The sequence below is a fragment of the Actinomadura verrucosospora genome, assembly GCF_039540335.1.
Lineage (GTDB): Bacteria > Actinomycetota > Actinomycetes > Streptosporangiales > Streptosporangiaceae > Spirillospora > Spirillospora verrucosospora.
On the sequence record NZ_BAABEV010000008.1, the window covers coordinates 192030 to 204891 of the forward strand.

Sequence of the window (12862 nt, forward strand, 5' to 3'; positions counted from 1 at the left end):
ACTGCCACCTCGCTCGCGGACTGTGTGGCATCGCCGGACCGGACCGTCCCGCGCCCCCGGCGGCGGCCTCGCCCGGCCAGGTCCCCATCCGCTGCCCTGGAGGAAGATCACCGCGTTGCCCGCGGGGGGTCGCCGTCTGGCACCGGGGAAGCTGCGCCAGCTGACTGGAGAGCGGCTGGAGACCTGGCCGAACGTGGGCCAGTGCCGGTCAACGGACCGACGAGTCGTATCTCAGAGAATCCCTGGCAACACCTCCTCCGAGACGTCGGAGAAGGTTTGCTCCTCCTGCTCCAGGTAGGTCTCCCAGGCCTGGGTGTCCCAGATCTCCAGACGCGTGTTGGCCCCGATGACCGTGCAGTCGCGGGTGAGGCCCGCGTACTTGCGCAGCGGCGGAGGAATGGTGACGCGGCCCTGCTTGTCGGGCACCTCGTCGGAGGCGCTGGCGAAGAAGACCCGGCTGTAGCTCCGGACCGCCTTCTCGGTGACCGGCGCGGCACGCAGAGCCTCGGTTATCCGCTGGAACTCCGCCATGGGGAAGACGTACAGGCAGCGTTCCTGGCCCTTCGTGATCACCAATCCCCCCGACAGCTCCTCGCGGTACTTCGCCGGCAGGAACAGTCGTCCCTTGTCGTCGAGGCGCGGTGAGTGGGTGCCGAGAAACACCGGGCCCCACCTCCCGCGCCGCATGGGGCGCTACCGCCCCCCACGGCGCCCCACTCTACTCCACTCTTCCCCACCGTCAACAAGAAAAACACCGTCCACGCGCCGTTTTCCGCGACGAAATCGCAGGTCAACGGGGGTGGTGTGGAGTGGGGCCCAGCGGGGGCCCTCAGCGCGCCGCCCCGGCGCGAGCCGGTTCCGAACGCCCCCGCTCGGGGGGTGCGACACGGCCCTGTGGGACGGGGTGGAGTGAAGTGGTGAGGCGCACGCGTCGTTTGTCGTCGTCTCCGTGGAGCACAATTGGCTCGCGTTCCACATGAACATCGCAGTGGGCGTTCCAAAGACGTACTGTCGTTTGGAACGGCTGAGGAGGGTTTGGTGGCAGTAGGCACGCACGGCGAGTCGTTCATGGAGACCGACCCCCCGGCACCCCACCCGGCCCGGCGCGGCGGCCGTGACGCCGGAGCCGCGGACGCGGAGGGCCGTGACGCGGACCGCGGGACGGGAGGCGGGCTCGACGGGCTCGCCCACGTCGCGAACAAGATCCGCGACGCCGTGGAGTCGGTGATCGAGGGCAAGCCCTCGGCCGTGCGGCTCGCGCTGACGGTGCTGCTGGCGGAGGGGCACCTGCTCATCGAGGACGTGCCCGGGGTCGGCAAGACGATGCTCGCCAAGGCGCTCGCGCGCTCGGTCGACTGCTCGGTGCGGCGCGTGCAGTTCACGCCCGACCTGCTGCCGAGCGACATCACCGGGGTCAGCGCCTACAACCAGGAGCGGCGCGAGTTCGAGTTCAAGCCGGGCCCGGTGTTCGCCAACATCGTGGTCGGCGACGAGATCAACCGGGCGTCCCCGAAGACGCAGTCCGCGCTGCTGGAGTGCATGGAGGAGCGCCAGGTCACGGTCGACGGCACCACCTACGCGCTGGAGCCGCCTTTCATGGTCATCTCCACGCAGAACCCGGTGGAGATGGAGGGGACCTACCCGCTGCCCGAGGCACAGCGCGACCGGTTCACCGCCCGCATCTCGATGGGCTACCCCGATCCCGCCGCCGAGCTGGAGATGCTGGAGACCCACGGCGAGACGTCACCGCTCGACCGGCTCACCCCGGTCGCGCACGCCGCCGACGTCCGCGACCTCATCGAGGTGGTGCGGGCCCAGCACGTCGCGCCGGCGGTGCGGCAGTACGCGATCGACCTCGTCTCCGCCACCCGCAGGCATCCGGAGCTGCGGCTCGGCGCGTCCCCGCGGGCGACCCTGCACCTGGTGCGGGCCGCGCGGGCCTACGCCGCGCTCGACGACCGCGACTACGTCGTCCCCGACGACATCCAGGACCTCGCCGTCCCCGTCCTCGCGCACCGGCTGCTGCCGACCGCCGAGGCGCAGGTGGAGCGCCGCCGTCCCGAACAGGTGGTGGCCGACCTGGTGAAGCGGCTGCCGGTGCCCTCCCCCGGCAGGTGACGGGTGCGACGGGCGCTGGCCGGCCTCACCACGCGGGGGCGGTCGTTCGTGGCCGCCGGGGCGACCGCGATCGTCTGCGCGGTGGCGCTCGGGGAGCGCGACCTGTTGCGCGCCGGGGTGCTCGTGCTGGCGCTCCCCCTGCTGTGCACGGTCGCGGTGGCGCGGACGCGGTACCGGCTGGCCTGCGCGCGGCGGCTGGAGCCGGCGCGGCTGCCGGTCGGCCACGAGTCCCGCGTCGACCTGCGGCTGGAGAACGTGTCGCGGCTGCCGAGCGGGCTGCTGATGGTGGAGGACCGGGTCCCCTACGCGCTCGGCGGGCGGGCCCGGTTCGTGCTGGAGCGGATCGAGCCGCACGCGTTCCGTGAGCTCGGCTACCGGATCCGCTCGGACGTGCGCGGGCGCTACCGGGTGGGGCCGCTGACCGTCCGGCTCGCCGACCCGTTCGGGATGGTGGAGCTGGTCCGCTCGTTCAGCCTCTCCGACACGCTCACGGTGACGCCGTCGATCGTGCCGCTGCCGCCGGGCCGGCTGTCGGGGGCGTGGACGGGCGGCGGCGACAGCGTCGCCCGCGCGGTGTCCGCGGCGGGCGAGGACGACGTGGCGCCGCGCGAGTACCGGCACGGCGACGACCTGCGCCGCGTGCACTGGCGTTCCACCGCGCGGCACGGGGAGCTGATGGTGCGGCGCGAGGAGCAGCACTTCCAGAGCAGCGGCACGCTCTTCCTCGACACCCGCCGGTCGGCCCACTGGGGCGACGGGCCGGCGGGCTCGTTCGAGCAGGCCGTCTCGGCGGCCGCGTCGATCGGCGTCCACCTCGTCCGGACGGGGATGAGCCTGCGGTACGTCACCGACGGCGGGGAGGCGCTGCCGGCCGCGCCCTCCGAGGGCGCGTTCGAAGGGCTGCTGCTCGACGCGCTGGCCGTCGCCCGCCGGTCCAAGGGCGGCTCGCTCTCGGCGGGGCTGGCCGCGCTGCGCGGGCACGGCGCGGGCCGGGAGGGCGACGGCCTGGTCGTCGGGGTGTTCGGCGTGCTGTCGGACGAGGAGGCCCGCGCGGTCTCCGCGGCCCGGCGCGGCACCGGCACGTGCGTCGCGGTCCTCATGCGGGGCGGCCCCGAGGACGGCGAACCGCAGGACGGCGGGATGGCCGCGGGGCTGCTACGCGCGGGCGGCTGGCGGGTGGTGACCGTCGGGTCCGCGGCGGAGCTCGCCGGGGCGTGGGCGCGCGCGGGCAAGGCCGGCGAGGATTTCGTGTCAGGGGCGGCGCATGACTGAGGGCGGCGCATGAGCAGGGGCAGCGCATGAGGGTCCGGATGACGGTGATGGCGGGGCTGGCGACGCTCGCCTGCTCGCTCGCGCTGTACCCGCTGTTCGAGAGGGCGAGCTGGTTCTGGGCGGGACTCGGCGCGGTGCTGGCCGTGTCGGGCGGGGGCCTGCTGGCGCGGCGCCTGCGCATGCCCGCTCCGGTCGGCCTGCTGTTCGGGCTCGCGGCGCTCCTGCTCTATCTCAACCTCGCGTTCGCGGGCGGCGAGGCGTGGCTCGGCGTCGTCCCGTCACCGGAGTCGGTGCGGCGGCTCGGCGAGCTGGCGGACGAGGGCTGGCGTGCGGCCAACCGGTACGCGGCGCCCGTCCCGCTCGTCCCCGGCATCGCGATGCTGGCCGCCGCGGGCATCGGCCTGGTCGCCGTCCTGGTCGACCTGCTGGCCGTGCGGCTGCGCCGCGCCGCGCCCGCCGGGCTGCCGCTGCTGGCGATGTACAGCGTGCCCGCGGCCGTCCGCGAGGACGGCGTCGGCTGGCTGGCCTTCGGCATCGGCGCGTTCGGCTTCCTCGCCCTGCTGACGGCCGACGCCCGCGAGCAGGTCGGCGGCTGGGGCCGTACGGTGACGACGCGCCGCAGCCCGCGGGAGGTGCCGCTGGCGGGGGCGCAGCCGCCGCCGGCGGACCGCGCCGACCGGCCCGACGCCTCGGCCTTGGCGGCCAGCGGCCGCCGGATCGCGGCCGGCACGGTCGCCGTGGCCGTGCTGCTGCCTGCGGCGATCCCCGGGCTGCACCCGCGCGGCGTGTTCGGCGTGGGCGGCGGCTCCGGCCGGGGCACGCAGACCGTGACGACGCCCGACCCGCTGGTCAGCCTGAAGCGGGAGCTGACCCGGCTGGACGACTCGACCGTGCTGACCTACCGCAGCGACGCCCCGGAGAGCCCCGGCTACCTCCGTCTCTACGCCCTCGACCGGTTCGACGGCGACCGGTGGACCTACAGCCCGCTGAAGAGCAGCTCCAAGGACCGGCTGAGCGGCGACCGCGCCCTCCCCGCCCCGCAGGGGCTGACGGTCGCGCCCTCGCGCGAGGTGACGACCGAGGTCCGGGTGCGGCCGGAGGTCAGGAACATGACGTTCCTGCCAGTGCCGTACGCCCCGGCCAAGGTGTCGATCAAGGGCGACTGGCGGGTGCACGGCCCGTCGCTGATGATCTACTCGCTGCGCGACTCGGCGGGCGGACGCTCCTACACCGTCAGGAGCCTGATCCCGCAGCCGACCGCCGGGCAGCTCGCCGCCTCGGGGCCCTACCCGCCCGAGATCGTCGCGCACTACACGGCGGTGCCCAAGAACGTCCCGCCGGAGGTCAGGAAGCTCGCCTCGGACGTCACCGCCGGTTCGGCGACCGCGCTCGGCCAGGCCGTCCGGCTGCAGCGCTGGTTCACCCTGTCCGGCGGGTTCACCTACGACCTGTCGGCGCCCGCGCCGCAGCACGGCAGCGACCTCGTCGACTTCCTCCTGCACAGCAAGCGCGGCTACTGCGAGCAGTTCGCCGCCGCGATGGCGCTGATGGCGCGGATCCTCGGGATCCCCTCGCGGGTCGCGATGGGCTACACGCCGGGCAGCGAGGTCAAGCCCGGCGAGTGGGTGGTGCGGTCGCGCGACGCGCACGCCTGGCCCGAGCTGTACTTCGAGGGCTCGGGATGGGTGCGCTTCGAGCCCACGCCGAGCGGCGCCGCCGGGCAGGGCACGGCCCTCGCCCCTGAGTACAGCCTGCCCGCGGTCAGCACCGGCGGCGGACCGGACGACCAGGTCACGCAGGCGCCGGACGCCTCGTCCCCCGACGCGGGCGCGACGGCCTCGCCCAGCGGCCCCGCGCACCGCAACGACGAGGGCGCGGGCGCGGCGACCGACGTCCAGGAGGGCGACGACGGCGGGTTCTCCGCGGCGCGGTGGCTCGCCGTCGCCCTGCTGGTGCTGCTGCTGATGGCCGTGCCGATGACGCTGCGCATCTACACCCGGTGGCGCCGTTGGGCGGCCCTGACCGCCTCGCCCAGCGGGACGCCGACGCCCAAGCGGCGCAGGGCCTCCCCTGGTCCGGCGGAGGAGGCGGAACGGCGCCGCAAGCGCACGCCCGATCCGGCCGCGCCGGTGAGATCACCGAACGGGACGCCCGATCCGACTGGGGCGGCGCACGCCGCCTGGCAGGAGATGCGCGCGGACGCGCTCGACCACGGCCTGGAATGGCGGGCCAGCGACTCCCCGCGCGCCGCCGCCCGCCGGCTCGGGGAACTGCTGGAGATGGACGCGCCGAGCGTCCAGGCCCTCACCCGGATCGCCCGCGCCGAGGAACTGGCGCGCTACTCGCGGACCCGCGCCGCCGAGCCCGCCGAGCGGCTGCGCGCCGACGTGCGGACCGTCCGGGAGGCGTTCGCCGCGTCCGTCGGGCGCCGGGCCCGGTGGCGCGCCCGCCTGCTGCCGCCGTCGACGATGGAGCAGACCCGCACCGCGCTCCGCACCGCCGGAGACCGCACCCTCGACGCCACCGCCCGACTGAACGACCTACCGTCCCGCCTCCGCCGCCGCTAGCCGCGACCCCGCACACACGTTCGTCCCGGTCGCGAAAAAGTCCGCATACGGCCGGGACGAGTCGCCTCGCCGGTACCGAGGGACCGCTCAGTCACAACCTGGGGGGGGACAACCCCCCAGACCCCCGGAAGAAGACTGAGCGCCGTCTTCCGCTTCGCTCCAGACGCCGCTCAATCACAATCTGGGGGGACGACCCCCCAGACCCCCCGGAAGAAGACTGAGCGTCGTCTTCCGCTTCGCTCCAGACGCCGCTCAGTCACCCTCGGTGCGGCGGCGCCAGCGTTCCTCCATGCGTTCCATGAAGCCGGCCTTCGCGGGGCGCGCCTGCCGGCCGCCTCCGCGCGCGGGCTCGTTGCCGATGCCCGTCATCCGCTTCCAGCTCGTCAGCGCCCAGACGCAGCACACGACCATCAGCAGGAAGCCCGTGACGCTGACGGCGATCGTGACCGTCCCGGCATTGATCACAAGACCGGCCATCAGCGCGCAGACGCCCACCGCGAAGCCGAGGGCCGCCTTGACGATCCGGCGCTTGTAATGGACCTGGGGGTTGGTCGAGCGAACCGCGTGAGCGAACTTGGGATCCTCGGCGTACAAGGCCGATTCGATCTGTTCGAGCATGCGCTGCTCGTGCTCAGACAGCGGCACGGCACCTCCCAGCGACAGCTCCGCGACGGAGTATCCGATGCGGGACGCGAACGTCAACGGTGATATGCCCAGAATACGAGGACTCTCGAGCGTACGAAAGCGAACGGCCCGCCGAGGGCCCGGCGCCGGTCACCTCACAGCCTTCTTTCATTGCCTTCCGTCCCTGCCGTCCCCTGCGTCACCCTCCGCCGCACGCCGAACCAGCGCGGCGGGACGCACCGCGCCGCGCCCGAACCGGTGCGCGACCTGATCCATGGCTCGCTCGGCCTCACGCCAGCCGCTGTCCGGCTCGTCGAGGGCGAGCTGACGGGGGGCCTCGCCGGCGGGGCCCAGATTCTCCACCCGCACCCCGACCAAACGGAGTCGTACCCGTTCCAGGCCCGACGCCTCGTACAGCTCGCGGGCTGTGACATAGATCACACGAGCCAGGTCGGTGGGCTCGGCCAGCGTGCGCGCGCGTGTGATCGTCTTGAAGTCGGCCATCCGCAGTTTGACGCTGACCGTCCGGCCGGCGTTCCCGCTCTCGCGCAGCCGCGCGCCGACCCGCTCCGCGAGCCGCAGCAGCTCCCGCCGGATGATCTCGGGATCGTCGACGTCGGTGTCGAAGGTCTCCTCGGCGCCGATGCTCTTGTCGGGCGTGTGCGGGACGACCTCGCGCGGGTCGCGTCCCCACGCCAGCTCGTGCAGGTGCGCGCCGAGCGCGTTGCCGAGCTCGCGCTGCAGCGTGGCGAGGGGCACCTGGGCGAGCTGCCCGACGGTGCGCAGCCCGAGCCGGGTGAGCGCCTGCTCCGTCCGCTCGCCGACGCCCCAGAGGGACGCGACGGGCAGCGGGTGAAGGAAGTCGACCACGCCGTCGGCCGGCACCACGAGCAGCCCGTCGGGCTTGCACCGGGTCGAGGCCAGCTTCGCTACGAACTTGGTGGTCGCGACGCCGACCGAGCAGGTGATGCCCTGCTGGTCGCGCACCTGGTCGCGGATGAGCTGCGCGATCTCGGCGGGACGCCCCAGCCGCCGCCGGGCGCCCGCCACGTCCAGGAAGGCCTCGTCGAGCGACAGGCCCTCGACCAGCGGCGTGACGGAGCGGAAGATCTCGAAGACCGCGGCGGAGACGCGGCCGTACTTGCCGTGGCTCACCGGCAGCACCACGGCCTGCGGGCACAGCCGCCGCGCCCGCGTCATCGGCATCGCCGAGTGCACGCCGAACCGGCGGGCCTCGTAGGAGGCCGCGGACACCACGCCGCGCGGCCCGGCGCCGCCCACGACGACGGGACGGCCGCGCAGCTCGGGCCGCTCCAGCAGCTCGACGCTGACGAAGAAGGCGTCCATGTCGACGTGCAGGATGGCGCAGCCGGTGTCGTCGGCGGGCGGGCCCGGCTGCGGCCCCGGCCGGTGCAGCTGCTGCTTGCGGCTCACGGTGCTAGCCGGCCGGTTTGTCGGCCACCAGGTGCAACTGGGTGGCGAGGTCCCGCAGGACGGGGTGGACGGCCGCGACGGACTCCAGCGCGATCAGCGCGTCCGCGGAGTCGGCGTCGCCGTCCAGCAGGCCGCTCGGCACGAGGTCGGCGAAGATCCGGACGCCGTGCAGCTCGGCGACCCGCAACCCGGCGCCGCTCACCAGCTCCGACAGCGACTCGCGGGTGAACCGGCGGGGCATCCGGTCGCCCTCGCCCCACCGCCCGGACGGGTCCGTCAGCACCCGCCGCGCGTCGTCGAAGTGCCCGGACACGGCGCGGTGCAGCGCGGCCGCGACCTGCCCGGCCGCCAGCACGCTGACCGAGCCGCCCGGACGGACGGCGCCGGTCAGCGCCGCCATCGCCGCGCCCGGATCGTCGACGTACTCGAGGACGCTGTGGCACAGGACGAGGTCGGCGGCGTCCGGGCCGAGCAGGTCGGGCAGGTCGACCGCGTCGCCCTGCACGGCGCGCACCCGCACGCCGGACTCGGAGGCCCGGCGCTCCAGCGCGGCCAGGGCGTCCGGGTTGGCGTCGACCACGGTGACCCGGTGCCCCAGCTCGGCGAGCGGAACGGCGAACCCTCCGGTCCCCCCGCCGACGTCCACGACATCGCTCAGGCCGGCCTCGGGAGTGATGCGGTCGAGGACCGCGCGCAGCGCGTCCCACAGGACGGCGCTGCGCACCCGGCTGCCACCCCGCACCCGCTTCTGTTGCCGGCCGGTCACACCCGCTCCCCTAACGTTGGTCATCAAGGAGAGCTTATTGCAGTGCACTCCTCTTCCACGCCTGGCCGCCCACCGAAGTCACGCGCGCCCGCAGGCAGGCCCCGAGCGATGCCGATGCGGGCACGGCCGATCGCACCCACCCCAGCCCGCTCCGCAACCCCGCAACGACCTCAATGGCCGCGATCGCGTCCGAAGGCAGGTTCGAGCTTGCGAGAACCTGATCGCGCAGCGAGCCGCAAGGCGAGACGAAGCGATGCCAGCGATCGCCAGCTTTTTCGACGATGGAGGGCCGCCAGGCCCGAAGGAGGAGAAAAGGCTAAAGACTCAGAGAAGGCTTCAGTTGTTGGAGGCGGGAGAGGAGGCCGTTGACGAAGCGGGGGGACTCGTCGGTGGACAGCTCGGTGGCCAGGCCCACCGCCTCGCTCACCGCGACGCCGTCGGGGACGTCGTCGACCCACAGGAGTTCGAACGCGCCCATCCGCAGGATGTTGCGGTCGACGACGGGCATGCGTTCGAGCGTCCAGCCGGTGGCGTAGGTGGCGAGCAGCTCGTCGATGCGCTCCTGGTTCTCCTGGACGCCCTCGATCAGCCGGACGGCGTGCGGGTACTCGGCGAGCTCGTCCTGGTTCGGACGGCCGCGGGCGGCGAGGACCGCCGTCGGCTCCTCCTCGCGGAGCTCGGCGGCGAACAGGATGTCGAGGGCGAGTTTCCTGGCCTTGGTGCGCGCTGCCATCTCAGGCGCGGCCGAGGTACTCGCCGGAGCGGGTGTCGACCTTGACCTTCTCGCCGGTGGTGATGAACAGCGGCACCTGGATCTGCGCCCCGGTCTCCAGCGTGGCGGGCTTGCTGCCGCCGGTGGAGCGGTCGCCCTGCAGGCCGGGCTCGGTCTCGGTGATCTCCAGCACGACGGCGGCGGGCAGCTCGACGTACAGCGGGTTCTCGTTGTTGAAGGCGATCACGGCGTTCTGCTCGGGGAGCAGGTAGTTCGCCGCGTCGCCGACGACGGCCGCGGGGATGTGCGGCTGGTCGTAGGTCTCGGTGTCCATGAAGACGAAGTCCTCGCCCTCGCGGTAGAGGTACTGCATCTCGCGCTTGTCGACGCTCGCCACCTCGACCTTGGTGCCGGCGTTGAAGGTCTTGTCGACGACCTTGCCCGACAGCACGTTCTTGAGCTTGGTGCGGACGAACGCGCCGCCCTTGCCGGGCTTGACGTGCTGGAACTCCTGGACGGTCCACAACTGGCCGTCGAGGTTCAGCGTCATGCCGTTCTTCAGGTCGTTCGTCGTCGCCACTGCGTTGTTCTCCCGGTCGCGGGCCCGCGCGTCCTACAGGACGAGCAGGTCCTTGGTCGTTGTGGTGAGGAGCTCCGGCCCGCCCGCGCGGACCACCAGCGTGTCCTCGATGCGGACCCCGCCCCGGCCCGTGAGGTAGACCCCCGGCTCCGCGGTGATCGGAACCCGATCCATCAGCTTACCGGTCTTGTCGTACCCCATGAGCGGCGCTTCGTGGATCTCCAGGCCGACGCCGTGCCCGAGGCCGTGGGTGAACGCCTCGCCGTGCCCGGCCTCCGCGATGACGTCGCGGGCGGCGGCGTCCACGTCCTTGGTGTCGGCGCCGGGCAGCGCGGCGGCCAGCGCGGCGGCCTGGGCGCGGTGGACGAGGTCGTAGACGTCCCGCTGCCAGGCGGCGGGCTCGCCGATCGCGACGGTGCGGGTCATGTCGGCGTGGTAGCCGCCGTAGAGGGCGCCGAAGTCCATGGTGACGAGGTCGCCGCGCTGGAGCTCGCGGCCGCCCGGGTGGTGGTGCGGGACGGCGCCGTTGGGGCCGGACGCGATGATCGAGTCGAACGCGGGGCCTTCGGCGCCCTGGTCCACCATGGCCCGTTCGAGGGCGATCGCGACGGCGCGCTCGGTGACCCCGGCGCGGATCTCGGGCAGGACGGCCTCGAACGCCCGGTCGGTGACGGCGCACGCCTCGCGCAGCAGGCCGATCTCCTCCTCGTCCTTGACCATGCGCAGCTCTTCGACGAGATGGCCGAGCGGGACCAGTTCGGCGGCGGCGTGGCCCGGAAGCGCGACGCCGAGGAGGGCCGTGTGGTGCTCGACGGTCAGGTCGTGGGCCTCGAAGCCGATGCGGCCGTGGCCGTCCTCGGCCGCCCGCCTCACCAGCGCCTCCGCCACCTGGCGGTCGACGACGACGGGCAGTTCCGGGCAGACCTGCGCGGCCATCCCGGCGTAGCGGCCGTCGGTCGCGAGCACGGCGGGGCCGTCGGCCGGGACGAGCAGCGCGGCCCGCGAGCTGTCGAGACCGGTCAGGTAGCGGACGTTGACCAGGCGGGTCACCAGCAGTGCGGCGGCGCCCCGGTCGGCGACGAGCGCGGCGAGCCGGCGGCGCCGCGCGTAGTGAGTCTCCCCCATGGCCAGGACTCTAGATCATCGCGAGACGGCCGTCTCAACGCGGTCACGAACATGAAGAACCCTCGACTTCTGGTCGAGAGCTGGCCTAGCGTGACCCGGCGTGTGCTCCGTCCCCCCGAATGTCCGGTCCCATGGACTTCCCCAGGAGTGATTCCCCTTGACCCGAGTCAGCCGTAGAAGACTGCTGGGCACAGGCGCGCTCACCGCCGCGGGAGCGGTCGTCACCGCGGCCGCGGCCCCCTCCGCCGCCGCCCGCACGGCGCCCCTCACCGCCGACGTGGTGATCGTCGGCGCCGGGCTCTCCGGCCTCACCGCCGCCCGCGACCTCGTCGCGGCGGGCCGGTCCGTGGTCGTGCTGGAGGCGCGGGAGCGCCCCGGCGGCCGCGTCTACGGGATGCCGCTCGGCGACGGCACCACCAACGAGGGCGGCGCCGAGTTCATCGGCCCGACGCAGGACCGCATCGCCGCGCTCGCCGGGGACCTGGGCGTCGACACCTACGCCACCTACAACGAGGGCAAGAACGTCTACTACCGGGACGGCAAGCGGTCGCTGTACGCGACCGACGGCCTGCTCGGCGCGGTCCCGCCGGACTGGGGCGTGGTCGACCTGGAGCTGGCGCTGCTCAAGCTCGGCGGGATGGTCAAGGAGGTGCCGGTCGGCGAGCCGTGGAAGGCGGCCAAGGCGGAGGAGTGGGACGCGCAGACCTTCCACACCTGGTCGCGGGCCAACTCCCTGAGCAGCGGCGCGCGGTTCCTGATGGACGCGTTCGCCTCCTCCACCCTGTCGATGCGCTCGCAGGAGGTCTCGCTGCTCTACCTGCTGAACTACGCGGCCTCGGCGGGCAACGAGAGCGCCCCGGGAACGATCGACCGGCTGATCAACACGAGGGGCGGGGCGCAGGAGTCGCGGTTCGTCGGCGGCTCGCAGGAGGTGCCGATCCGGCTGGCGGCGCGGCTCGGCGACATCGTCCACTACAACGCGCCGGTCCGGTCCATCGCCGCCGAGGCGGGCGGCGTGACGGTGACCGCCGACGGGGTCACGGTGTCGGCGAAGCGGGTCGTGGTCGCGATGTCCCCGGCGATCGCCGGGAGGATCGACTTCTCGCCGGCGCTGCCCGCCGCCCGGGCGCAGCTCATGCAGCGGTACCCGATGGGCTCGGTGGCCAAGTTCGTCGCCGTCTACGACACGCCGTTCTGGCGGGCGGACGGGCTGACCGGGCAGGCCGTGGCCGACAGCGGCGCCATCGACGCGACGTTCGACAACAGCCCCCCGGACGGGTCGCGGGGCATCCTGATGGGCTTCATGAACCAGGCCAACATCAGGAGGCTGGACGGCGCGCCGGCCGCGGACGTGCGGGCCGCGGGACTCGACTCGTTCACCAGGCTGTTCGGCGACAAGGCCGCGAACCCGAAGCTGACCGCCTTCCAGCGCTGGGACAACGAGACGTGGAGCGGCGGCGGCCCCGTCGGCGTCGCCCCGCCCGGCGCGCTCACCGCGTTCGGTCCGGCGCTGCGGGAGCCGTGCGGCCCGGTCCACTGGGCGGGCACCGAGACGTCCGGCTACTGGACGGGTTACATGGACGGCGCCGTCCGCTCCGGCGAGCGCGTCGCGAAGGAGGTCGACGCGGCGCTCTGATCCGCCCTTCCCGGGGCGTTCCCCGCGC

Annotated in this window: 11 protein-coding genes; 4 read left to right on the plus strand and 7 right to left on the minus strand. The window is 73.6% G+C overall.

From position 1 onward, the window contains the following. Positions 1-231: 231 nt before the first annotated feature. A complete protein-coding gene (gene mraZ, locus ABD944_RS12435; protein ID WP_089312308.1) occupies positions 232-663 on the minus strand; it encodes a division/cell wall cluster transcriptional repressor MraZ in 432 nt (143 codons plus the stop codon). 375 nt (positions 664-1038) lie between these two features. Here mraZ and ABD944_RS12440 point away from each other — a divergent pair, with 375 nt between their 5' ends. From ABD944_RS12440 to ABD944_RS12450, 3 genes are read left to right on the plus strand one after another with little or no spacing between them, the layout of a single operon-like run. Then, positions 1039-2118: an AAA family ATPase gene (locus ABD944_RS12440; protein WP_345175505.1), complete on the plus strand. Its 1080-nt coding sequence runs from the start codon at positions 1039-1041 to the stop codon at positions 2116-2118. A gap of 3 nt (positions 2119-2121) precedes the next feature. Continuing rightward, complete coding sequence (locus ABD944_RS12445) at positions 2122-3390, plus strand: DUF58 domain-containing protein (protein WP_345175508.1); 1269 nt, start codon at positions 2122-2124, stop codon at positions 3388-3390. Positions 3391-3416: 26 nt separating this feature from the next. After that, a complete protein-coding gene (locus ABD944_RS12450) occupies positions 3417-5957 on the plus strand; it encodes a transglutaminase TgpA family protein (RefSeq protein WP_345175510.1) in 2541 nt (846 codons plus the stop codon). A 252-nt stretch (positions 5958-6209) separates the two neighbouring features. Here ABD944_RS12450 and ABD944_RS12455 read toward each other — a convergent pair whose 3' ends face one another. The 6 genes from ABD944_RS12455 to ABD944_RS12480 all read right to left on the minus strand — a co-directional run bounded on the left by ABD944_RS12455 (position 6210) and on the right by ABD944_RS12480 (position 11198). Beyond that, positions 6210-6602, minus strand: a complete 393-nt coding sequence (locus ABD944_RS12455; protein WP_185023574.1) for a DUF3040 domain-containing protein — start codon at positions 6600-6602, stop codon at positions 6210-6212. Positions 6603-6749: 147 nt separating this feature from the next. Continuing rightward, positions 6750-8015 (minus strand): DNA polymerase IV, encoded by a 1266-nt coding sequence (locus tag ABD944_RS12460; RefSeq protein ID WP_345175512.1) that lies wholly within the window; start codon positions 8013-8015, stop codon positions 6750-6752. Between the two features lie 4 nt (positions 8016-8019). Further along, positions 8020-8805 carry a methyltransferase domain-containing protein gene (locus tag ABD944_RS12465; protein ID WP_378189135.1) on the minus strand — a complete coding sequence of 262 codons (786 nt, stop codon included), beginning with the start codon at positions 8803-8805 and terminating at the stop codon, positions 8020-8022. A 292-nt stretch (positions 8806-9097) separates the two neighbouring features. Further along, a complete protein-coding gene (gene nusB / locus ABD944_RS12470) occupies positions 9098-9514 on the minus strand; it encodes a transcription antitermination factor NusB (protein ID WP_345175514.1) in 417 nt (138 codons plus the stop codon). 1 nt (position 9515) lies between these two features. Further along, complete coding sequence (gene efp, locus ABD944_RS12475) at positions 9516-10073, minus strand: elongation factor P (RefSeq protein WP_345175515.1); 558 nt, start codon at positions 10071-10073, stop codon at positions 9516-9518. 33 nt (positions 10074-10106) lie between these two features. Next, positions 10107-11198 carry a M24 family metallopeptidase gene (locus tag ABD944_RS12480; RefSeq protein WP_345175516.1) on the minus strand — a complete coding sequence of 364 codons (1092 nt, stop codon included), beginning with the start codon at positions 11196-11198 and terminating at the stop codon, positions 10107-10109. A gap of 157 nt (positions 11199-11355) precedes the next feature. Here ABD944_RS12480 and ABD944_RS12485 point away from each other — a divergent pair, with 157 nt between their 5' ends. Beyond that, the gene (locus ABD944_RS12485) at positions 11356-12834 is read left to right on the plus strand and encodes a flavin monoamine oxidase family protein (protein WP_345175517.1); all 1479 of its coding nucleotides are present in this window, start codon (positions 11356-11358) and stop codon (positions 12832-12834) included. The last annotated feature ends 28 nt before the right edge of the window (positions 12835-12862 follow it).

What these genes read in the sequence shown, in the direction of transcription:
- ABD944_RS12480 (WP_345175516.1), bottom strand. Translation starts at nt 11,198, where the DNA reads ATGGGGGAGACTCACTACGCGCGGCGCCGCCGGCTCGCCGCGCTCGTC.
- ABD944_RS12465 (WP_378189135.1), bottom strand. Translation starts at nt 8,805, where the DNA reads ATGACCAACGTTAGGGGAGCGGGTGTGACCGGCCGGCAACAGAAGCGG.
- nusB (WP_345175514.1), bottom strand. Translation starts at nt 9,514, where the DNA reads ATGGCAGCGCGCACCAAGGCCAGGAAACTCGCCCTCGACATCCTGTTC.
- ABD944_RS12450 (WP_345175510.1), top strand. Translation starts at nt 3,417, where the DNA reads ATGAGGGTCCGGATGACGGTGATGGCGGGGCTGGCGACGCTCGCCTGC.